The organism is Actinokineospora inagensis DSM 44258 (genome assembly GCF_000482865.1).
GTDB lineage: Bacteria > Actinomycetota > Actinomycetes > Mycobacteriales > Pseudonocardiaceae > Actinokineospora > Actinokineospora inagensis.
On the sequence record NZ_AXWW01000006.1, the window covers coordinates 146,226 to 165,501 of the forward strand.

The 19,276-nt window shown below is 71.4% G+C and carries 20 protein-coding genes and 1 pseudogene; 9 read left to right on the forward strand and 12 right to left on the reverse strand.

Translation table 11 applies throughout. The annotated features are described in order from the left end of the window. Positions 1-16: 16 nt before the first annotated feature. From H504_RS0101785 to clpS, 4 genes are read right to left on the reverse strand one after another with little or no spacing between them, the layout of a single operon-like run. Positions 17-469 carry a M67 family metallopeptidase gene (locus H504_RS0101785; RefSeq protein ID WP_026421347.1) on the reverse strand — a complete coding sequence of 151 codons (453 nt, stop codon included), beginning with the start codon at positions 467-469 and terminating at the stop codon, positions 17-19. Between the two features lie 53 nt (positions 470-522). Next, entirely contained in the window at positions 523-1,479 is a 957-nt protein-coding gene (locus H504_RS0101790; RefSeq protein ID WP_026421348.1) for a P1 family peptidase, read from the reverse strand. Next, positions 1,476-2,036: a DUF2017 domain-containing protein gene (locus tag H504_RS0101795; RefSeq protein ID WP_026421349.1), complete on the reverse strand. Its 561-nt coding sequence runs from the start codon at positions 2,034-2,036 to the stop codon at positions 1,476-1,478. Before H504_RS0101795 ends, H504_RS0101790 begins: the two co-directional genes overlap by 4 nt. Further along, positions 2,033-2,332: an ATP-dependent Clp protease adapter ClpS gene (gene clpS / locus H504_RS0101800; RefSeq protein WP_026421350.1), complete on the reverse strand. Its 300-nt coding sequence runs from the start codon at positions 2,330-2,332 to the stop codon at positions 2,033-2,035. The genes H504_RS0101795 and clpS overlap by 4 nt, the downstream gene beginning before the upstream one ends. 180 nt (positions 2,333-2,512) lie before the next feature. On the opposite strand from clpS, the gene H504_RS0101805 reads away from it, so the two are divergent. Together H504_RS0101805 and H504_RS42275 are read left to right on the forward strand one after the other, a co-directional pair. Beyond that, on the forward strand, positions 2,513-3,823 hold the full coding sequence (locus H504_RS0101805) for a nicotinate phosphoribosyltransferase (protein ID WP_035302988.1): 1,311 nt from the start codon (positions 2,513-2,515) through the stop codon (positions 3,821-3,823). Continuing rightward, complete coding sequence (locus tag H504_RS42275) at positions 3,823-4,392, forward strand: isochorismatase family protein (protein ID WP_035302989.1); 570 nt, start codon at positions 3,823-3,825, stop codon at positions 4,390-4,392. The genes H504_RS0101805 and H504_RS42275 overlap by 1 nt, the downstream gene beginning before the upstream one ends. On the opposite strand, the pseudogene wecB reads toward H504_RS42275, so the two are convergent. The 3 genes and pseudogenes from wecB to H504_RS0101825 form a co-directional block, all read right to left on the reverse strand. Then, positions 4,356-5,501 (reverse strand): annotated as a pseudogene (wecB, locus tag H504_RS32885) (non-hydrolyzing UDP-N-acetylglucosamine 2-epimerase); the annotation flags it as partial. The gene H504_RS42275 and the pseudogene wecB sit on opposite strands and share 37 nt — an antisense overlap. Positions 5,502-5,572: 71 nt before the next feature. Further along, complete coding sequence (locus tag H504_RS40750; RefSeq protein WP_157440152.1) at positions 5,573-5,734, reverse strand: LPXTG cell wall anchor domain-containing protein; 162 nt, start codon at positions 5,732-5,734, stop codon at positions 5,573-5,575. A gap of 14 nt (positions 5,735-5,748) precedes the next feature. Further along, positions 5,749-6,480, reverse strand: a complete 732-nt coding sequence (locus tag H504_RS0101825) for a choice-of-anchor protein CoaP (protein ID WP_026421352.1) — start codon at positions 6,478-6,480, stop codon at positions 5,749-5,751. Between the two features lie 245 nt (positions 6,481-6,725). On the opposite strand from H504_RS0101825, the gene xrtP reads away from it, so the two are divergent. From xrtP to H504_RS0101840, 3 genes are read left to right on the forward strand one after another with little or no spacing between them, the layout of a single operon-like run. After that, on the forward strand, positions 6,726-7,316 hold the full coding sequence (gene xrtP / locus H504_RS0101830; protein WP_084467295.1) for an exosortase P: 591 nt from the start codon (positions 6,726-6,728) through the stop codon (positions 7,314-7,316). Then, the gene (locus tag H504_RS0101835; RefSeq protein WP_026421354.1) at positions 7,313-8,683 is read left to right on the forward strand and encodes an XrtP-associated glycosyltransferase; all 1,371 of its coding nucleotides are present in this window, start codon (positions 7,313-7,315) and stop codon (positions 8,681-8,683) included. Before xrtP ends, H504_RS0101835 begins: the two co-directional genes overlap by 4 nt. Before the next feature lie 47 nt (positions 8,684-8,730). After that, positions 8,731-9,498, forward strand: a complete 768-nt coding sequence (locus tag H504_RS0101840; RefSeq protein WP_026421355.1) for a peptidyl-tRNA hydrolase — start codon at positions 8,731-8,733, stop codon at positions 9,496-9,498. Positions 9,499-10,148: 650 nt separating this feature from the next. Here the strand turns inward: H504_RS0101840 and H504_RS0101845 are convergent. Both H504_RS0101845 and H504_RS0101855 read right to left on the reverse strand, forming a co-directional pair. After that, positions 10,149-10,352 (reverse strand): hypothetical protein, encoded by a 204-nt coding sequence (locus H504_RS0101845; RefSeq protein ID WP_157440153.1) that lies wholly within the window; start codon positions 10,350-10,352, stop codon positions 10,149-10,151. A 273-nt stretch (positions 10,353-10,625) separates the two neighbouring features. Continuing rightward, on the reverse strand, positions 10,626-11,126 hold the full coding sequence (locus H504_RS0101855; protein ID WP_026421357.1) for a hypothetical protein: 501 nt from the start codon (positions 11,124-11,126) through the stop codon (positions 10,626-10,628). Positions 11,127-11,322: 196 nt separating this feature from the next. Between H504_RS0101855 and H504_RS0101860 the strand changes: the two genes are divergently transcribed. Continuing rightward, positions 11,323-11,877 carry a sugar O-acetyltransferase gene (locus tag H504_RS0101860; RefSeq protein WP_026421358.1) on the forward strand — a complete coding sequence of 185 codons (555 nt, stop codon included), beginning with the start codon at positions 11,323-11,325 and terminating at the stop codon, positions 11,875-11,877. A gap of 175 nt (positions 11,878-12,052) precedes the next feature. On the opposite strand, the gene H504_RS0101865 is transcribed toward H504_RS0101860, so the two are convergent. Beyond that, positions 12,053-12,376, reverse strand: coding sequence for a hypothetical protein (locus tag H504_RS0101865; RefSeq protein ID WP_026421359.1), 324 nt, complete (start codon positions 12,374-12,376; stop codon positions 12,053-12,055). A 24-nt stretch (positions 12,377-12,400) separates the two neighbouring features. Continuing rightward, positions 12,401-14,422, reverse strand: a complete 2,022-nt coding sequence (locus H504_RS0101870; protein ID WP_026421360.1) for an ATP-dependent DNA helicase — start codon at positions 14,420-14,422, stop codon at positions 12,401-12,403. A gap of 170 nt (positions 14,423-14,592) precedes the next feature. Here H504_RS0101870 and H504_RS0101875 point away from each other — a divergent pair, with 170 nt between their 5' ends. The 3 genes from H504_RS0101875 (at position 14,593) to H504_RS0101885 (ending at position 17,312) form a co-directional block, all read left to right on the forward strand. Further along, a complete protein-coding gene (locus H504_RS0101875; RefSeq protein ID WP_051385394.1) occupies positions 14,593-15,276 on the forward strand; it encodes a hypothetical protein in 684 nt (227 codons plus the stop codon). A gap of 144 nt (positions 15,277-15,420) precedes the next feature. Further along, positions 15,421-15,630, forward strand: a complete 210-nt coding sequence (locus tag H504_RS0101880) for a S1 RNA-binding domain-containing protein (RefSeq protein WP_026421362.1) — start codon at positions 15,421-15,423, stop codon at positions 15,628-15,630. A 239-nt stretch (positions 15,631-15,869) separates the two neighbouring features. Further along, positions 15,870-17,312: an FAD-dependent monooxygenase gene (locus H504_RS0101885; RefSeq protein ID WP_026421363.1), complete on the forward strand. Its 1,443-nt coding sequence runs from the start codon at positions 15,870-15,872 to the stop codon at positions 17,310-17,312. Positions 17,313-17,361: 49 nt separating this feature from the next. Here the strand turns inward: H504_RS0101885 and serB are convergent, their stop codons facing one another. Then, positions 17,362-18,588 carry a phosphoserine phosphatase SerB gene (serB, locus tag H504_RS0101890; RefSeq protein WP_026421364.1) on the reverse strand — a complete coding sequence of 409 codons (1,227 nt, stop codon included), beginning with the start codon at positions 18,586-18,588 and terminating at the stop codon, positions 17,362-17,364. Positions 18,589-19,276: the final 688 nt, after the last annotated feature.

Here is a 19,276-nt window from a genome sequence, read left to right on the forward strand (position 1 = left end):
GGTGTTCCGGCGGTGCTCACGCCTCGGGGACGTCGTCCGGGCCGGTGTGCGCGAACCGGTAGGACTCGACGACCTCGACGGGCTCCTCGGTGATCGCGCCGTCGACGATCCGGAACGAGCGCAGTTCGTGCTGGTGCGGGTCCCGGGTGGAGACCAGCACGTAGTGCGCGAACGGCTCGGCGGCGATCTTGGCGTCGGTGCGCGACGGGTAGGCCTCGGTGGCCGTGTGCGAGTGGTAGATGACCACCGGCACCTCGTCGTTGGCGTCCATCTCCCGGTACAACCGCAGCAGGTCCGCGGAGTCGAACTCGTAGAACGTGGGTGAGCGGGCCGCGTTGAGCATCGGGATGAACCGCTCGGGGCGGTCGCTGCCGTCGGGACCCGCGATGACGCCGCACGCCTCGTCCGGGTGGTCGCGGCGGGCGTGCGCCACCATCGCGTCCACGAGGTCTCGGCGGATCGTCAGCACGTGGCCATCCTACGGGGTGGTTGGGGGTCTCCCAGTGTGTGAGAGGCCGCAGTTCAGGCCCAGGCATCTCGGTACGAAAGCAAGTCGCCGACGGTGGTGGCGGCCAGCGCGCCGTGGACCACGGCACGAGCGAACACGTCCGCGGCGGCTGTGTACAGGGCGTCCAACTCGACGGGGCCGCTCACCGGGCGAACACCGGTGGCCGCCGCGAACACCGTGTCACCGTCGAACAGCGTGTGCGACGGGCGCAGGGCGCGGGCGAGCCCGTGCTGGGCGGACATGGCCAACCGCTTGCACTGGGCCTTGTCCAGCGCGGCGTCGGTCGCGATCACGCCGATGGTCGTGTTCAGGTCCGTGGGTCGGGCCGCCAGGTGCGCGGCCCACCCCGGCGGGGGCGGGAACTCGCCCGGCTCGCCCGCGGTCCAGAAGCCACCGGTCGCCAGGTCGACGACCTCGCCGCGCGCGTTGACCACCGCCAGCGCGCCCACTGTGAACTCGCCCACTCCACCGTCGCCCACCGTGGCGCTCGCGGACCCGATGCCGCCCTTGAGCGACCCGACCTGGGCGCCCGCCCCGGCCCCGACGCTGCCCTGCCGGACCGGGCCGTCGGTGGCCGCCGCGCACGCCGCGCGGCCGAACTCGGCGTCCGGCCGGTGCCCCCACCCGTTGCGCGGCAGGTCGAAGATCACCGCGGCGGGCACGATCGGCACCACCTGGTGCGGCTCCGGCCCGACCGGGAACCCCTGACCGCGCTCGCCCAACCAGCGCATGACCCCGTCCGCGGCCGCCAGCCCGTAGGCGCTCCCGCCGGACAGGCACACCGCGTCGATCCGGTCGACCAGGTTCTCCGGGGCCAGCAGGTCCGTCTCGCGGGTACCGGGCGCGCCGCCGCGGGAGTCGACGCCGCCGACCGTGCCCGGTGGGAACAGCACCACCGTGGTCCCGGTCGCCCAGCCGTCGCCGACGCGGTCGTGGTGGCCAACCCGCACGCCCGCGACGGCGGTGATCACGGGGTGGACAGCGCCTGGACCAGCGACTCCTGCACCCAGGTCAGCCAGTGGTAGACCGACAGGTGCGGGCTGCGCGGGTCGTCGTCGGGCAACTCGTCCGGCATGTCCTCGGTGACCTCGATCGCGGTGCCCAGCGCCAACCGGACGTCGTTGAGCGCCGCCAGCCACGCGTCCGCCTGCTCCAGCGACAGCCGGATGCCGCCCCCGTACACCGGGCAGGTCTCCAGGACCACCGCGGCCACCCCGGTCTTCAGGTCGAGCAGGGCGGGCTCGTGCAGGGAGCGCAGCACGGCGGCGGAGTCCAGGTCGGCCTTGCTGGGGTTGTCGTCGTCCAGGCGGTGGAAGTCGGGCAGCAGCCGGGACAGGATCGGGTCGTCCGGCGAGGTGGACGGTCCGGTGCGGATGCCGGTCAGCTCGGCCAACTCGTCCTGCGGGGTCTCCTCGACGCGCGCGCGCAGCATGTCGTCGATCTGCGACACCAGGCCGCGCAGCACCGCGGCCTCCTGCCGGTCGATGTCGGCGTGCACCAGGTCGCCCTTGCGCTTCCAGGGTTTCACGATGTGTGTTCCATGGTCGCCCACAGACCGGCGGCGTGCAGCTTCGCCACGTCGGCCTCCATCTTGTCCTTGCTGCCCGAGGACACGATCGCCTTGCCCTCGTGGTGCACGTCGAGCATCAGCTTGGTCGCCCGGTCCCGGCTGTAGCCGAACAGCTTCTGGAAGACGTAGGTGACGTAGGACATCAGGTTGACCGGGTCGTTCCACACGACGGTCTGCCACGGCCGGTCCTCGGCCACGACCTCCGCGGTGGACGGCGTCGCCTGCGTCTGCTCCCTGTCGACGGCTGCGGTCATGGGTCAATGGTTGCACGAGCGGTTTCGTCCAGTCCGGCGGATCTTCATTCGATCGGAGTACGCGATCACCGATCGTGCCCGACTGGGCCAATCGGCGGGACGCGGGACCGACGCGGGACTGTGGCGGGCGCCTCGTGCGAGCGCGGACCGGGACGGCGGGCGGCGGCCTAGGCTCTGCCCATGGGTGTGAACGTGGGCGTACCCGCGCCGAGTACCGCGCTGCTGACCGACCACTACGAGCTGACCATGCTGGCGGCGGCGTTGGCGGACGGCACGGCGGACCGGCGCTGCGTGTTCGAGGTGTTCACCCGTCGGCTGCCGGACGGCCGCCGCTACGGGGTGGTCGGCGGCACGGCGCGGGTGGTCGACGCGGTCGGGGCGTTCCGGTTCGGCGCGGCGGAACTGGCGCACCTGCGGGCGACGTCGGTGGTGGACGAGACCACGCTTTCGTGGCTGGCGGACTACCGGTTCAGCGGGGACGTCGACGGCTACCCGGAGGGTGAGCTGTTCTTCCCGGGCTCCCCGATCCTGACCGTGCGCGGTACCTTCGCCGACGCGGTGGTCCTGGAGACGCTGGTCCTGTCGATCCTGAACCACGACAGCGCCATCGTGTCGGCGGCGGCGCGGATGTCGGGGGCGGCCAACGGTCGTCCGATCATCGAGATGGGGTCGCGCCGCACGCACGAGGCCGCCGCGGTCGCGTCCGCCCGCGCGGCCTACATCGCCGGGTTCGCCACCACGTCGAACCTGGCCTCCGGCAGCTCTTACGGCATCCCGACCGCGGGCACGTGCGCGCACGCGTTCACGTTGCTGCACGACGACGAGCGGTCCGCGTTCGCCGCCCAGGTGGCCGCGTTGGGCGTGGGGACCACATTGCTGGTCGACACCTACGACATCACCCGGGGCATCGAGCTGGCCGTGGAGGTCGCGGGCACGGACCTGGGCGCGATCCGGATCGACTCCGGCGACGTCGGGGTGCTGGCCCGGCAGGCCCGCGAGCAACTGGACGCGCTGGGCGCCACGAAGACCCGGATCGTGGTCTCCGGCGACCTCGACGAGTACGCCATCGCGTCGCTGCGGGCCGAACCGGTCGACGCGTACGGGGTGGGCACGTCGGTGGTCACCGGCTCCGGGGCCCCGACCGCCGGGATGGTCTACAAGCTGGTCGAGGTCGACGGCCGACCGGTCGCCAAGCGCAGCTCGCACAAGGAGTCCCGCGGCGGCCGCAAACTCGCGCTGCGCAGGCACAAGCCGACCGGTACCGCGTTGGAGGAGGTCGTCTACCCGGCGGCGGGACCCGCCCCCGAGATCGGCGAGCACGACCGGCCGCTGCAGATTCCGCTGTTGCGGGGTGGACAACCGGTGGCGGACCTGCCCACGCTGGAGGACAGCCGCAACCGGGTCCGCGCGGGCCTGGTCAGCCTCCCCTGGGAGGGCCTGAAGCTCTCCGGCGGCGAACCCGCCATCCCCACGGTGTACCTGGAGCAGTGATGACGTCAGCGTTGGTCGTGGTCGACGTGCAGAACGACTTCTGCGAGGGCGGCTCGCTGGCCGTCACCGGCGGCGCCGCGGTGGCCGCCGCGATCTCCGCGCACGTGGCCGCCCACCGGTACGACCACGTGGTCGCCACCCGGGACTTCCACATCGACCCGGGCAGCCACTTCAGCGACACCCCGGACTACGTCGACAGTTGGCCGGTGCACTGCGTCGTCGACACCGCCGGGGCCTCGTTCCACCCCGCCCTGGACGTCGCCCCGATCGAGGCGGTGTTCGCCAAGGGCGCGTACGCGGCGGCCTACTCCGGGTTCGAGGGCGTCGGCCCGGGTGGGGTGTCGCTGGCGGACTGGCTGCGGGAGCGGCGGGTCGACCGGGTGGACGTGGTCGGCATCGCCACCGATCACTGCGTGCGGGCGACCGCCATCGACGCCGCGGCCGCCGGTTTCACCACGACGGTGCTGCTGGACCTGACGGCGGGGGTGGCGGCGGCGACCGTCGAGTCGGCCTTGACGAGCCTGCGGGCGGCGGCCGTCACCCTGGTCGGCACACCGACCGTGGGCTGACCGGCCAGCAGCCGGTCGATGGCGGCGCAGACCCGGGTGGCCGCGTCGCCGTCGCCGAACGGGTTGCCGCCCTCGGGGACGCGCAGACCGGAGCTCAGCACGCGTTCGGCCTCGTCGAGCAGCCGGGCCCGGTTGGTGCCGACCAGCCGGGCGCAGCCCGCGCGCACCGCCTCCATCCGCTCGGTGACCTCGCGGGCGACCAGCACCGGCACGCCGAACGTCGGCGCCTCCTCCTGGATGCCACCGGAGTCGGTGATCACCAGGGCGGCCCGGCGCAGCGCGCGGACCAGGTCCGGGTAGTCCAGCGGGTCGGTGACGACGACCCCCGGGTGGCTGCCGAGCGCGGTCGCGACCTGGCCGCGCACGGCCGGGTTCGGGTGCGCGGGCAGCAGGACCCGCAGGTCGGGGTGTCGATCGGCCAGGGTGCGGACGGCGTCGAGGATGCAGCCGAGCGGGTTGCCCCAGGACTCGCGGCGGTGCACGGTGACCAGGACCAGCCTGCCCGCCGTGCGGTCGAGGTCGCGTTCCAGCCGGGCCAGCGGGGCGCTCGCGGGCGGCAGGTCCACCGCGGCGATGTGCCGCACCGCGTCGACCACGGTGTTGCCGGTGACCTCGATGGCGGCCGCCGGGATCGCCTCGGCGCGCAGAGCGGTGGCGGCGTCCTCGGTGGGGGCAAGGTGCAGCGCGGCGATCCTGGCCACCATCTGCCGGTTGCCCTCCTCGGGGAACGGGGCCCCGAGGTCGCCGGTGCGCAGCCCGGCTTCCAGGTGCACGACCGGGATGCCGCGCCAGAACGCGGCGAGCGCGCCCGCGAGCGTGGTGGACGTGTCGCCCTGGACGAGCAGGGCGGCCGGGGCGCGGCGGGCGAGCACGGCGTCCAGCCGGGGCAGCAGCTCGCCGACCAGCTCGGCCTGACCACCGGCCGGGCGGTCGATGACGAGCACCTCGTCCGGGCTGAGGCCGAACGGGGTCAGCGCCTGCTCGACCATGCCGGGATGTTGTCCACTGTGGACGATGTAGGGGTTCAGCCCGGTGGCGGCGATGGCCACCGGGGCGGCCTTGACCGCCTCGGGCCGGGTGCCGACCAGGATGAGCAGTTCCTTGCGCATGGGTGGTCCTCGAGTGGGGAAGTGGATCCCGGGACCGGTGGGGGCGAGGCGCTCCCGGGATCCACTTCGGATTAGTCGACCGCGCGGCGGGCGCGGCGACGGGTGGCGTGCAGCAGCAGGAGGCCGCCGACGAGCAGGACCACGCCCAGCGCGATCCACCAGCCCACACTGGCGCCGGTCATGGCCAGGCCCGCGGTACCACCGACGGCACCTCCGGTCGGTGCTCGGTACATGGTGCCCTCCCCGCCTACGCCGCGTCGACGCGACGGCGCCGGATTGCCGTGACACCAACGGGTAGCGCCACCACGGCGAGCAGGCCGACCCCGGCCCACAGCCCGGCGCCGGAGGCCAACGGCATCGGCGGCGCGGCCGGACCGCAGGTGGCGCTGCCGAGGACGACGTCGCCGTGCCCGACGACCGCGTCGAGTCGCAAGTGGACGGCGTTGACGGTCAGGCTGCCGTTCGCGTTGTCGATGTGTTCGTTGAGGACGATCGAGGCGATTCCCGGCAGGCCGATGGTCGTGTTCGGCGCTGGGCGCAAGGGGACCGCGGCGAGCGACAGGTTGACCCGCGCCAGCTCGGTGGAGCCGGTGACACCGGCCTGGGTCGCGTCGCAGCGCGCGGTGATCGCGCCGACGGTGCCCAGGCCCGAGAGCAGCACCCGCACGTCGGCCAGACTGGCCTCCGAGTGCACGACCCCGGTGTCGTCGTCGCGGTTGGCGGCACTGGTGACCAGACCGGTCGAGGCGACGCCGGGGACGTCCACCCTGCTCAACCGGGCCGTGGTCGGCCCGGAGGTGCTGCTGGGGGCGAGCGGTCCGACGTTCGCGGTGGAGCGGCCGAGCAGCGCGATGTCGGCGGTGACGACGACGGCGGAACCGTCGCCGGGGGCCGCCGAGGCGGGCAGCGCGCCCGCCAGCACCGCCGTGGTCACCACGGCACCGACCAGGCAGGCGCGGCGCGGCCAACGCTTGAGCATGTTCTTTTCCTCCAAGGGGATGAGCGGTGCGCAAGCCGTTGGATCCGCCACGGGGGAACGGCGGAGGGGACCGGGGCTTGCGGTGGGCGTATCGCCGGGACCGGCCGGGGAAGCACAGATCCGGGCCGATGCAACCCGATCGTGTCGATCACGAACGGTATTCCGGATTCCGCTGACGCTGAGTGGGCGCCGATCCGGGTTGTATCACCCGGATCGCCGATGAAGCCCCGGTGGTGGGGTGGCCGATGAAGTCTCCGACGCGTCGGGTGAACGACGCGCACCCATTCTCGGTGAAGGGAGCAGCGGTGGCCCCGGCCAACACGCTGCCGGTGTCCCGACCGTCCACGACCGCGACCAGGGCCTTGGCGGCCGTGCTGGTGGCGGCGGCGGTGGCACTGGTGATCGGAAATCGGCTCTACCGGACCGCGGAGATGACCCTGGCGAGCGGCATCCTGCGCCTGGCAACCGGTTCCGGGGTGTACCTGGTGCCGGAGCGGCAGGCTGTCTACTTCGGACTCGGCAGCGCGCACGCGTTCGGCCTGCGGATGAGCCCGGAGTGCACCTCGGCGTTCCTGGTGCTGCCGCTGCTGCTGATCGCCGCTGTGCTCATCGGCCTGCGCGGCCGGGTCGCCGGTCGGGTGCTCGGCGCGTTGGCGGTGGCGGTCGCGGTCGTCGTCGCGGTGAACCAGCTCCGGGTGCTCACCCTGGTCGGCCTGATCAGTTGGCTCGGCACGGACCAGGGCTACTACTGGGGGCACACGTTCTTCGGCTCGATGATCAGCGTCGTCGGCGGCGCGGGCGCGCTGGTGCTGTTCGTCTGGCAGGCGACCCGGTGAGCCTTTCGCTCGTTCTCGGCTTCACCCAGGCGTTGGCGCTGACGATGAGCGTGGCGTTCATGACGTACGTGTTCCTCATCGTCATCCCGTACCTGCGCCACCGCCGCGCCACCCCCGGTGACCCGTACCGGTTGGAGTGGCACTTCTTCGTCCCGTGCCGCGACGAGCAGGCCGTCATCGGCGAGACCGTCCGGTACCTGCGTGGCAACTTCCCGCACGCGCACGTGTGGGTCATCGATGACGACTCCGCCGACGGAACGGTCGGTGTCGTCAAAGCCATGCAGGGACCCAGGCACGGCGGCGACCGGAACCTGCACCTCGTCCAGCGTCGGTTGCCCAACGCGCGCACGGGGAAGGGTGCCGCGCTCAACGCCGCGTACCGTGCGTTGAAGAGTTGGATGGGGCGACACGCGGACACCGACCGCGCGGTGATCGTCGTCGTGGACGCGGATGGCCGCCCCGCGGCGAACTGCCTCGCGGTGTGCGCGGCGGACCACCTGTTCGGCGATGCCCGGGTCGGCGCGGTGCAGGTGGACGTGCGGATGAGCAACCGGGGGACGCCGCCGCCGGAGCGCGGGTTCTGGCGGCGCAAGTTCGGCCTGGCCATGGTCCGCATGCAGGACCTGGAGTTCCGCAGCGCCATCGCCGCCATCCAGATGTCCCGGGGCCGCACCGGCACGATCTCCATGGGCGGCAACGGCCAGTTCACCCGGCTGTCCGCATTGGACTCCATCACCCACGGCCTCGGCCCTTGGCGCGGCGCGCTGCTGGAGGACTTCGAGCTGGGTGTGCACCTGTTGACACAAGGGTGGAAGACCGGGTTCACCGTCGACACGCATGTGGACCAAGAGGCGCTGTACAGCCTCCGCAGGTTCTTGGCGCAACGAACGCGTTGGGGCCAGGGGACAATGCAGTGCGGTAGGTACGTCCGCCGCATCTTCGACTCGACCCACCTGTCGACACTGGGGGCCGCCGAGATGCTGTACTACCTGGCGCAACCGTGGATGCAGTTGCTGGGTACGCTGATCTACCCGATCCCGTTCTTGCTGCTGGGCGCGCGCGCCGTGCACGACTTCGACGCCGTGTGGGACTGGTTCATCGGCGGCTCCTGGCTGCTGTTCCTCACCTACGGCGCGTTCGGACTGCTCCCGTTCGTGATCTGGGGGCCCATCTACCGCCGCCAGTGCGAACCGGGTAAGGGCTTCTGGCGCGCGGTCGGCTACGGCTTCGCTTACGCCCTGTACATCTACACGTTCTACATCACCTCGTGGCGCGCCGTCGTCCGCCTGGCCCGCGGTCGCAACGGCTGGACCAAGACCCGCCGCAACGAGGAACGCCACACCGGCGTCGTCGCCCTCGACCACTGACCCCGGGTATCGTTGGGTGGCACCGTCGATCCTCGGGAAGGCCCAGTGTGAGCGTCCTCGACCCTCTCGCCGCCAGGTACGCGTCCTGGCTCACCCTCCCCGCCGCCGCCACCAACGACACGACCGACGAGGACCCGGCAGCCATCCGCGCCATGCCCATCGTCCTCCGCGTCGACCGCGATCCCCCACCGTCCCGCACCCCACTCCTGGAAGCCGCCGCCGCCGCGTCCCTGGCGGTCTGCCTCGACCCCCGCGCGGACGTGGACGGCCCCTGGCACGCCGAGGTCGAAGCCTGGGTCAACGGCCGCATCCGCAAAGTCACCCGCCGCGCCCGCGGCGCCCACTGGACCGCCGTGCAAGACCTCCCCGGTATCACGGTGGAGGTCAACGGCGCCCAGGCCCGCGCCCTGGTCCCCGGTTTGGTTGCCGAGTCCCCCAAGACGTTGTCCCGCCTCCAAATCTCCGGCAGCGAACTCCCGCCCGACACCCCCGGCCCCATTCCCCCCGACACGCCGGTCCTCTGGCTCAACCCCACCGTCCCCATGACGGTCGGCAAAGCAGCGGCCCAAGTCGGCCACGCCACCATGCTCCTGGCCGCCCTGCTCACCGACTCGGACCTGAAATCCTGGTCCACCACCATGTTCACCTGCGCCGTCCGCACCCCCACCCCGTCCCAGTGGTCCACCCTCCACCCCGGCGACAACCCCCTCACCGCCTGGCAAACCCACACCACAGTCGCCGTCCGCGACGCGGGCTTCACCGAAGTCGCCCCCGGCACCGTCACCGTCATCGCCCAATGGCGCCCGACCCACTGACCGCCGACCCACTCCTCCCCCACCCCAGCCCTTGACATGCGCTCCGCCGTGGTCCAGACAGGGGCCCACCCACCCGGGGCCCGGGGCCCCATTCCTGAACCTAGCGCGAAACACGAGCTGTCAAGAGGGACCACCGGCACACTGTGGACACCCTGACGGCTTGTGGACAACCCCTCCCAGCCTCAGCTCACCCCGTCAGCCCCGAGCCCCCAAGCTCGGCTCCGCCCACCCAAGCCCAGCCCATCCGCTCAACCTCAGCCCGTCCGCTCAACCTGAGCTCACCCGACCGAACTCAGCTCGTCCGACCGAACGCAGCCCATCGAGTCTCGCCACACACTTGACGAACCCCGCCACCGCAGTCCACACAGGAGCCCGCCCACCCGGGGCACCGGGGCCCATTCCTGACGATAACGCGAAACGCGAGCTGTCAAGAGAAGCACGGGGTGCGCTGTGGACAAGCTGGAAGCTTGTGGACAACCAGCCCGCCAACCTCAACCCACCTTCCTCGTCGTCAGCCCATCCACCGAAGCTCAGCCCATCGAGTCCCGCCACACACTTGACGAATCTCGGAGGGCCACATCCGCTCGAACAGGTCCGCAACGATTTCCGCGCGCCGGTAGCGGTTGAGCCGACGGTGGCGCAGGCCTCACTCACCCGCGCCCCCGGTCGTAACCCGCTGTCATGTCCACCGATTCCCGCGGGTACTTCTTGGACTCGACCGGGCGTCCCAGGTCGCGAAAGCAGTGCGCGAACTTGGCGGCCAAGTGCGCCGAGTCGAAGTACGCCAACCACTCCGGGCGCTCCTGGGCGTCTGCCGCCGAGAGGGCACGTTCGGATTGCCTGAGTGCGTTCATGCAGGCAGGTCCGTGGCCCTGCCACGCGTACCCATGGGCCGCCATCACAGCGGACTCCGATTCCAACGGACTGGGACGCCAGCGCCAGGTCAACGACGATCACACCAGACCTGAAGAACACCACCTGGTGGCTCACCCCCGCCAGCATCTCAGCGGCCAACGCGTCATTGTCGACCTCTTGGCAGAGCCGCAGCGCTCGATCGAGGTGCTTACCACCCGCGTCGGCGTCACCCGTGTCGTAAGCCATCCAACCCGCAAGCTGGTTCAGCTCCGCTACCGCCGCGTGTAGGTCGGTCGTGCCGCGTCAGTCGCCCCGATGTCCCGCAGCAGCGGCACCACTTGCGCGGACGGGTAGTCGGTTATCGCGGACCGGGCATGTCCACCACCGAACCGGTTGTCCAGACTCCGAAATGTTCGTGTCATGTCACGAATCATGGTCACCTCAGCGGCGTCCACCGACCGTTTCGGCGCCGCTGCCGCCACGACGGGTGTGGAAAACCATTCGAAGCCCGAGGCCGCCAACCCGATCACCTTGACCATCTCACGTCGCCGCACGTCGTCCTCTCCCATGTTGTCGCGAACCACGCTAGAAGCGTGCGAGGTATCGGTGTATGCGTCAGATGGCTGCCGCCGGGTGAGCTGGAACCAGAGGTGTCGCTCGGGAATGCGCAGCACCCGCGCCCAGAGTTCGAGCTTGTAGAGGTCGTACACCGCCGATTGTGAACGCTCGATCCGGCCGACCTGGCCCTGGGTGAGCGGCAACCAGTTGCCCACCCGCCGATGCTCAGCCCATCGAGTGCTGCCACACGCTTGACGACATCGCCGCCATGGTCCACACAGGAGCCCGCCCACCCGGGGCACCGGGGCCCATTCCTGACGATAACGCGAAACGCGAGCTGTCAAGTGAGGTGTGGGGCCATCTGTGGGTAGCCTGGCTGCTTGTGGACAACCACGACGAAGGGGCTATGACGTGGGTGAGCAGAAGGACCGCATGCTGGCGGGCGACTGGTACCTCGACAACCCCGAGCTGGTCGGGGAGCGCCTGGCGTGTCAGCGAAAACTGGACCTGTTCAACGCGACCAAGGCCGATGACGATCTCGAGCGCGCACAGATCCTGACCGGCCTGTTCGCGGCCCTCGGTCACGGCGCCCGTGTCCTGCCGCGATTCCAGTGCAGTTACGGCGCGCGGATCAGCGTCGGGGCGAACGCCTTCGTCAACAGTGACGCGTTGTTCATGGACGATGCCGTGATCACGGTTGGCGACGATGTGCGGATCGGGACGCGGGTGCAGTTGGTGACGGCGCTGCACCCGGTGGACGACCACGAGCGTCGGCGCGCGGGGTGGGAGCGCGCGGCGCCCATCACCGTCGGGGACAACGCTTGGCTCGGGGCGGGTGTGATCGTTTGTCCGGGCGTGACCGTCGGCGCGAACGCGGTTGTCGGTGCGGGCAGTGTGGTCGTCCGGGACATCCCGGGCCACGTGTTCGCCGCGGGGAACCCAGCGCGGGTGATCCGGCGGCTGTGAAATCACCCGGGGGAACCTGGTCCAGTGCTTGACGAATCGGGCGCCGTGGTCCAGGCAGGGGCCCACCCACCCGGGGGCCGGGGGCCCATTCCCAACGATAGCGCGGAAAGCGGAGTGTCAAGAGCGGTGACCGTGGGCTGTGGACAGTCGAGGAGCTTGTGGACAACTCCGTGGATCAGCGCTGCCAGATGACGAAGAGGCCGTCTTCGGTGGTGGTCATGGCTTCGACGAAGGCGTCGTTGTCGAAGTTGGGGAGGGATTGGAGGCGGCCCATCAGGTCGTCGGCTGACGGGTGGCCAGCGGGGACGGCGCAGCCGCCGCCGCCGGTGCGCATGAGGAGGAAGAACACGTCTTCTTTCCAGGGGCCCTCGGGGGTGGTGCGGATGGCGACCTCGGCGAGGTCGGTCCAGGACACGGCTTCCTCGGTGCCGTCGGCGAGGGTTCGGCGGACGCCGGTGTCGTCTACCGTGATCCCGCCGTCGCCGGGAAAGTGGGGCACTGGTCCTCCGTGGGGTGCTGCGGGTCAGTTGGCGGCGTCGAGGCGGCGGAGCGCGGCGCGGACGATGTCGGGGTCGGTGGTGGGCCAGAACGGGGGCAGTGAGGCGCGCAGGAACCCACCGTAGCGGGCGGTGGCGAGCCGCGGGTCGAGTACCGCCACGACGCCCTTGTCGGACATGGACCGCAGCAGCCGACCGGCACCTTGGGCGAGCAGCAGCGCGGCGTGCGTGGCGGCGACGGTGAGGAAGCCGTTGCCGCCGCGGGACTCGACGGCGCGTTGCCGGGCGGACGCCAGCGGGTCGTCGGGGCGGGGGAACGGGATGCGGTCCATGACGACCAGCGTCAGCGACGGGCCGGGCACGTCGACCCCTTGCCACAGGGAGAGCGTGCCGAACAGGCAGGTGGCCGGGTTCTCGGCGAACTTCTTCACCAGCAGCGCGGTGGAGTCCTCGCCCTGGCACAGGATCTCGACGTCGACCTTGTCGCGGAGTTCGGTCGTGGCCTGCTTCGCCGCGCGCATGGAGGAGAACAGCCCGAGTGTGCGGCCGCCCGCCGCGGTGACCAGTTCGCGCAGTTCGTCGAGGTACGCGGGTGGCAACCCGTCGCGGCCGGGCGGCGGTAGGTGGCGTGCGGTGTAGAGGATGCCCGCGCGCGGGTGGTCGAAGGGCGAACCGACGTCGATGCCGGTCCAGCGGATGTCGTCGGAGGGTTCCTTGTCGGTCGCGGTTCCCTCGGCCTTGACACCAGCCCTTTGCTTACCCGGTAGGCCCCACTGCCGCGCCAACGCGTCGAACGTACCGCCGAGCGTTAGCGTCGCCGACGTGAGCACTGTGGTGTTCTCACCGAACAGCTTCTCCCGCAACAGCCCGGCTACGCCCAACGGCGCCACGCGCAGCGTCACGGGCCGTGGACCGGCAGAGCTCACGTCGCCGCTGACCCACACGACGTCTCTTAGCCGGGAATCCGCCGACTCAAAGGCCTCCAAGAGACGGATGGCCGTGTCGTGGACTTCCTCCAGTGCGGACATCGCGAGTTTGCGCGATGTCGCGGCCTCCGGGTCGTCCTTGCGTTCCGGTCCGATCGCGGTGATGCAGCCGTGCGCGGCGTCGCGAATTCCCTGCAGGGTCACCGCGAGCGCTTCCGGCAGGTCGTCGAGCCGACCGGCGGGCGCCTCGGACAGCAGCATCGCCAGTCCCTCGCCCGCCTCGACGAGCCGGTCGGCGATCTCCTCGGTGACCAGCCGACCGGACCGGCGCGCGGCCACCGCCACCGACGTCGCGGACAGCTCCCCGGTGGCGGCCGAGGTGACCCGGTCGACCAGGTCGTGCGCCTCGTCGATGATCACCACGTCGTGTTCGGGCAGGACCTGGGCGGTGCCGAGGGCGTCGATGGCCAGCAGCGCGTGGTTGGTGACCACGAGGTCGGCGCGGCCCGCCTCGGCCCTGGCCTTCTCCGCGAAGCAGTCCGTGCCGATCGGACAGCGGGACACGCCGAGGCACTCGCGGGCGGACACCGACACCTGCCGCCACGCCTGGTCGGACACGCCGGGCACCAGTTCGTCGCGGTCGCCGACCTCGGTGTCACTGGCCCACTCGCGCAGCCTGCCCACCTCGCGGCCCATCCGGGACACCGCGAACGGGTCGAACAGCACCTGGTCGTCGGGTTCTTCCGGGCCGTCGAGCCGGTGCAGGCACAGGTAGTTGCGCCTGCCCTTGAGGATGGCGAAGGTCGGCGTCCGCTTGAGCGGTTTCGCCAGCGCCTTGGCCAGCCGGGGCAGGTCGCGGTCGACGAGTTGGCGCTGCAGCGCGATGGTCGCCGTCGACACGACCACGGTCTTGCCGTTGGCGACCGCGTGCCGCACCGCGGGGACCAGGTACGCCAGGGACTTGCCGGTGCCGGTGCCCGCCTGCACGGCCAGGTGGTCGCCGGTGCGGAAGCTGGCGTGCACGGCCTCGGCCATCTCGACCTGGCCCGGCCGCTCCGCCCCGCCGACCGCCTCGACCGCGGTGGCCAGCAGGTCGCGCAGCGGGGGCAGGGAGTCCGGCATGGCGGAGACGGTACCCGTGGGGTCCGTCAGTCCCGCCCGGCGGTCGGGGTCACCTGGTCGGGTGGACGTCCGGTTCTCGCGGGTGGTCCTGGCTGCCTGGCTCGCCCCCGGCCCGATCCCGCGATCCACTCGGAACGAGAGATTCGTTCACTTCGCGGAGGGAGTTGGTCATGTCCAGGATCATCACACTGCGCCTGGGGGTCGCGCTCGCAGCCACCGGGCTGGTCGCGTTCGCGGCGGTCCCGGCGCAGGCGGAGGCCGTCCCCGCCGACAGCAGCGGAAGCGTGGGCGCGGCACAGGCGCTCTACGGGACCGAGGCCATCGACATCGGTCCGCTGGCGCCGTGCGCGGCGGGCGGTCCCGGTATCGGCACCACCGCCGGGCAGGCGTCCGACGCGGGTCTGGTCAGCTACGGGCCGGGCAGCAGCACCTGCACCTACGACCCGTCGACGAACTCGGCGTCGGCGACGATCAACGGCAGGCAGTTCCAGTTGAACAAGAACAACATCCCGGGGGTGCCGTCGTTCAGCGTGGCGACCTACACGGTCTCCTGCACCACGACCGACACGGGGGTGACGTCGTCGATCTCGCTCAACGGGGTCAAGGGCCTGCAGGTGCCCGACGACATCCCGCCGGACTACACGATCACCGTGCCCGGCCTGGACCCGGACGGGCCGCCGATCGCCCGGATCGTGCTCAACGACACCGTCAAGGCCGACCCGCCGGACACGTCGTTGTCCGTGCACGCCATCAAGATCTGGCTGTACCCGGACACCGGCGCGGCGGCCCCGGGCAGCGGTTCGATCACCGTGGGCTCGGTGACCTGCAACCCGGCCCACCTGACCGAGGAGTAGTGGCTAGAATGGGTGGCATGACTGCCGGGTCGGCCACGCGCCGTGCACAGAACGGGCGCCCGGCCCTGGCCTGACCGCCCGCGGCCCCCCTCCCACGGCTGATCGAGATGTCCGGATCAGCGACGTGGGAGGAGGTGAGAAGCGATGAGTTGGTCGGATTTCGCGGCCCGGCACCGGCCGGGCGACGTGATCGAGGGTGTGGTCACCGGTGTCGTCCCGTTCGGGTCCTGGGTCGAGTACGCCGGGGTGACCGGCTTGGCGCACCGGCAGACGTTGCCGGTGGGCAGCCGGGTGAGCGCCCGCATCCTGGACATCGACCAGGTCGGGCAGCGGTTCAGCCTGGCGGCCGAGTGATCGCGCGATGAGTGGGCGCTGGTCCGGGGAAGCTTCGATTCCCCGGACCAGCGCCATCATTGGACCACAGGCGAATCGTCCGGGGCTTTTCGGCGGAAACCGCCCGGTTCCGGCGGCACGACGAGGACGCCGCTCCCCTCACATCCAACGTATAACGCACCGGGGGGCTTGCCACAAGACCCCCGTGGTGGCACAGAATCCCCAGCCGTGGCGCGGAACCAGGGGAAAACGGGGTGGCGATGACCGAGCACGCGGTGGTGATCTCCGGCGGGGGTCCGACCGGGCTGATGCTGGCGGCCGAGTTGACGTTGGCGGGGGTGGACGTCGTCGTCGTGGAGCGGCGCACGAGCCAGGACCTCGTCGGTTCCCGGGCGGGCGGCCTGCACGCGCGCAGCATCGAGGTGCTCGACCAGCGCGGGATCGTCGACCGGTTCCTGGCCGAGGGGCGGACGGCGCAGGTCGCCGGGTTCGGCGGGGTGCGCCTGGACATCAGCGATTTCCCGAGCAGGCACAACTACGGTCTCGCGCTCTGGCAGAAGCACTTCGAACGCATCCTCGGCGGTTGGGTCGAGGAACTGGGGGTGCGGGTACTCCGGGGCACCGAGGTGGCCGGTCTCACCCAGGACGGCGCCGGGGTCGACGTCGAACTGGCCGGTGGTCGCCCGCTCCGGGCGGAATACCTGGTGGGGTGCGACGGGAGCCGCAGTCCGGTGCGCCGCGCGGCCGGGATCGGGTTCACCGGGGTCGATCCGACCCGGAGTTGGTTGATCGCCGAGGTCGAGTTGACCGAGGAACCCGTGGACTGGGCGGCCCGGCACACCGCGGCGGGCATCAACGGGATGAGCAAGCTGGACGACGGGCGGATCCGGGTCCTGATCTCCGAGGACACCCTCGGCCCGGCCACCGACCCGACCATCGACGACCTGCGCGCGGCGCTCATCGACGTGTGGGGCACGGACTACGGGGTGCACAGCCACGGCTGGCTGTCCCGGTTCACCGACGCGACCAGGCAGGCCACCGCGTACCGCGCGGGCCGGGTGCTGCTCGCGGGCGACGCCGCCCACGTGCACGCGCCGATCGGCGGGCAGGGCCTGAACCTCGGGCTGCAGGACGCGGTGAACCTGGGGTGGAAGCTGGCCCAGGTGGTCACGCGGACCTCGCCGGAAGGCCTGCTGGACACCTACCACGCGGAGCGGCACCCGGTCGCCGCGCACGTCCTGCGGACCACGCTGGCCCAGTCCGCCCTGCGCGGGACCGACGACCGCACGAAGGCGTTGACCGAGTCGATCGCCGAGGTCCTCGCCTTCGACGAGCCACGCCGGTACCTCGGGGGCGTGATGTCCGGCCTGGGGTTGCGCTACGACCTCGGCGCGGGCCATCCCCTGCTGGGGCGGCGAATGCCCGACCTGGACCTGACGACCGCCGATGGCCCGCTGCGGGTCTACGAGCTGCTGCACCAAGCCCGTCCGGTGCTGCTGACCTTCGACGAGCCGGTGGACGTGCCGTCGAGCCGGGTTCGGGTGGTGGAAGCCGAGTACAACGGTATTTGGGAGCTGCCGGTGCTCGGGGTCGTGGACGCCCCGACCGCGGTGCTGGTCCGGCCGGACGGCTATGTGGCGTGGGTGGGCACGGGGACCCGGGAAGGTTTGCCGGACGCGCTGAGTACCTGGTTCGGGGCCTGACCGGGGTGGCCACCGCCCACGCTGGGGGTGTGGGCGGTGGCCACCGGTCCTAGATGCGCTCGGGGTCGATCCCGTCGGCGATGTCGGCGGCCTCGACCTCGTCGCGGGTCACGCCGAGGACGAACAGCACCACGTCCAGGTACGGGTGCGACAGGGCCGTGTCGGCGACTTCGCGCAGCGCGGGCTTGGCGTTGAAGGCGATGCCGAGACCCGCGGTGGACAGCATGTCGATGTCGTTCGCGCCGTCGCCGACCGCGACGCACTGGGCGAGCGGCACGTGGAAGGCGTCGGCGAACCGGCGCAGCGCGGCCGCCTTGCCCGCCCGGTCCACAACCTCGCCGACGACCCGGCCGGTGAGCTTGCCGTCGACGACCTCGAGTTCGTTGGCGGCCTGGAAGTCCAGGCCCAGGTCGTCGACGAGGGTGTCGATGATCGCGGTGAAGCCGCCGGAGACGACGCCGCAGCGGTACCCGAGGCGCTTGAGGGTGCGGATGGTGGTGCGGGCCCCCGGGGTCAGTTGCAGGGCCTGGGCGACCTCGGTGAGGACGTCGGCGGGCAGCCCGGCGAGGGTGGCGACCCGGCGGTGCAGGCTCTCGGTGAAGTCGAGCTCACCGCGCATCGCGGCCTCGGTGATCTCGCGGACCTCGGCCTCGCAGCCCGCCTTCGCGGCCAGCATCTCGATGACCTCGCCCTGGATCAGGGTGGAGTCGACGTCGAACACGATCAGCCGCTTGGCGCGGCGGGCCAGCAGGTCCCGCTCGACCGCGATGTCCAGGCCGACCCGTCCGGACAGCTCCGCCACCGCGGACCGCAACGCGGCGTCGGCCTCGTCGGTGTCCTTGGCGACCGAGACGCGCAACTCCAGACCGGTGACCGGGTAGTCGGCGACCCGGCGGATCGCGTCGATGTTGGCGTCCAGCGCGGCGAGCCTGCGGGCGACCGCGCCGAGCGCGCGGGCGCTGACCGGCCTGCCGAGCACGACCAGCACGTGCGACGACCCGGACCGGGTCTGCGGGTCGACGCCGACCTCGACGATGACCCTCATGGCCACGGTGGCCATCGCCTGCTCGATCGACTCCTGCAGCCCCTCGGGGTCGTGGTCGGTGCTGACCAGCGCGCCGAGGACGAGCTGGCCGCGGATGACGACCTGCTCGACGTCGAGGATGTCGACCCCGTGCCGGGTCAGCGCGGCGAACAGCACCGAGGACACCCCCGGCTTGTCCGGTCCGGTGACCGTGATCAGGACAGGGGTCTGGGGACCTGGTGAGGTGGACACGATCCGGTTGCTCCCATGACGACGGGCCCGACGGGTCGGGCTGATGGGTGACTGGGTGTGGTTCGGACTGTGTCGCCTACCTCGACCGGATTACGGCCGACGAGGTGACGGACGGGTCGGTGAACCCCGGCGGGATCGGTACACCCCAGGCAGGCCACGTCGGCTGCCCAGCCGGGTCGAACCCCCAGCCCAACCCCAACACGGCAAACCCGGCAGACGTCGTCGGCTGCCACCGCCCGGGGTCGAGCATCCACAACAGACCGCCCGAACGGCACCAGCCGCCCGAACGGGCACAACAGGCCAACTGGCCAGGCACGCCGGGACTGCACAACCCCAACGCCCCCTACCGATCGCTCGGCAAGCTCCACCCGATCCCCCAGGCGCGACTCCCCCACCCGCCCGGCGACCCACCCCGCACTCACTGGCCCTTGACGGGGACTCCGCCGTGGTCCAGGCAGGGGCCCGCCCACCCGGGGCACCGGGGCCCATTCCTGACCGTAACGCGGATCGCGGCTTGTCAAGAGAGGGCAGGCCCAGGCTGAGGACACCCCAACCCCTCGTGGACAACCACCCAGCCCACCCCCACCCGATCGAGCCCCACCAGACCCTTGACGACCACCCCGCCACAGTCCACACAGGAGCCCGCCCACCCGGGGCACCGGGGCCCATTCCTGACCGTAACGCGGAT

What these genes read in the sequence shown, in the direction of transcription:
- clpS (WP_026421350.1), bottom strand. Translation starts at nt 2,332, where the DNA reads ATGACCGCAGCCGTCGACAGGGAGCAGACGCAGGCGACGCCGTCCACC.
- H504_RS0101805 (WP_035302988.1), top strand. Translation starts at nt 2,513, where the DNA reads ATGGGTGTGAACGTGGGCGTACCCGCGCCGAGTACCGCGCTGCTGACC.
- H504_RS42275 (WP_035302989.1), top strand. Translation starts at nt 3,823, where the DNA reads ATGACGTCAGCGTTGGTCGTGGTCGACGTGCAGAACGACTTCTGCGAG.
- H504_RS40750 (WP_157440152.1), bottom strand. Translation starts at nt 5,734, where the DNA reads ATGTACCGAGCACCGACCGGAGGTGCCGTCGGTGGTACCGCGGGCCTG.
- H504_RS0101825 (WP_026421352.1), bottom strand. Translation starts at nt 6,480, where the DNA reads ATGCTCAAGCGTTGGCCGCGCCGCGCCTGCCTGGTCGGTGCCGTGGTG.
- xrtP (WP_084467295.1), top strand. Translation starts at nt 6,726, where the DNA reads ATGAAGTCTCCGACGCGTCGGGTGAACGACGCGCACCCATTCTCGGTG.
- H504_RS0101845 (WP_157440153.1), bottom strand. Translation starts at nt 10,352, where the DNA reads ATGAACGCACTCAGGCAATCCGAACGTGCCCTCTCGGCGGCAGACGCC.
- H504_RS0101870 (WP_026421360.1), bottom strand. Translation starts at nt 14,422, where the DNA reads ATGCCGGACTCCCTGCCCCCGCTGCGCGACCTGCTGGCCACCGCGGTC.
- H504_RS0101875 (WP_051385394.1), top strand. Translation starts at nt 14,593, where the DNA reads ATGTCCAGGATCATCACACTGCGCCTGGGGGTCGCGCTCGCAGCCACC.
- H504_RS0101880 (WP_026421362.1), top strand. Translation starts at nt 15,421, where the DNA reads ATGAGTTGGTCGGATTTCGCGGCCCGGCACCGGCCGGGCGACGTGATC.
- H504_RS0101885 (WP_026421363.1), top strand. Translation starts at nt 15,870, where the DNA reads ATGACCGAGCACGCGGTGGTGATCTCCGGCGGGGGTCCGACCGGGCTG.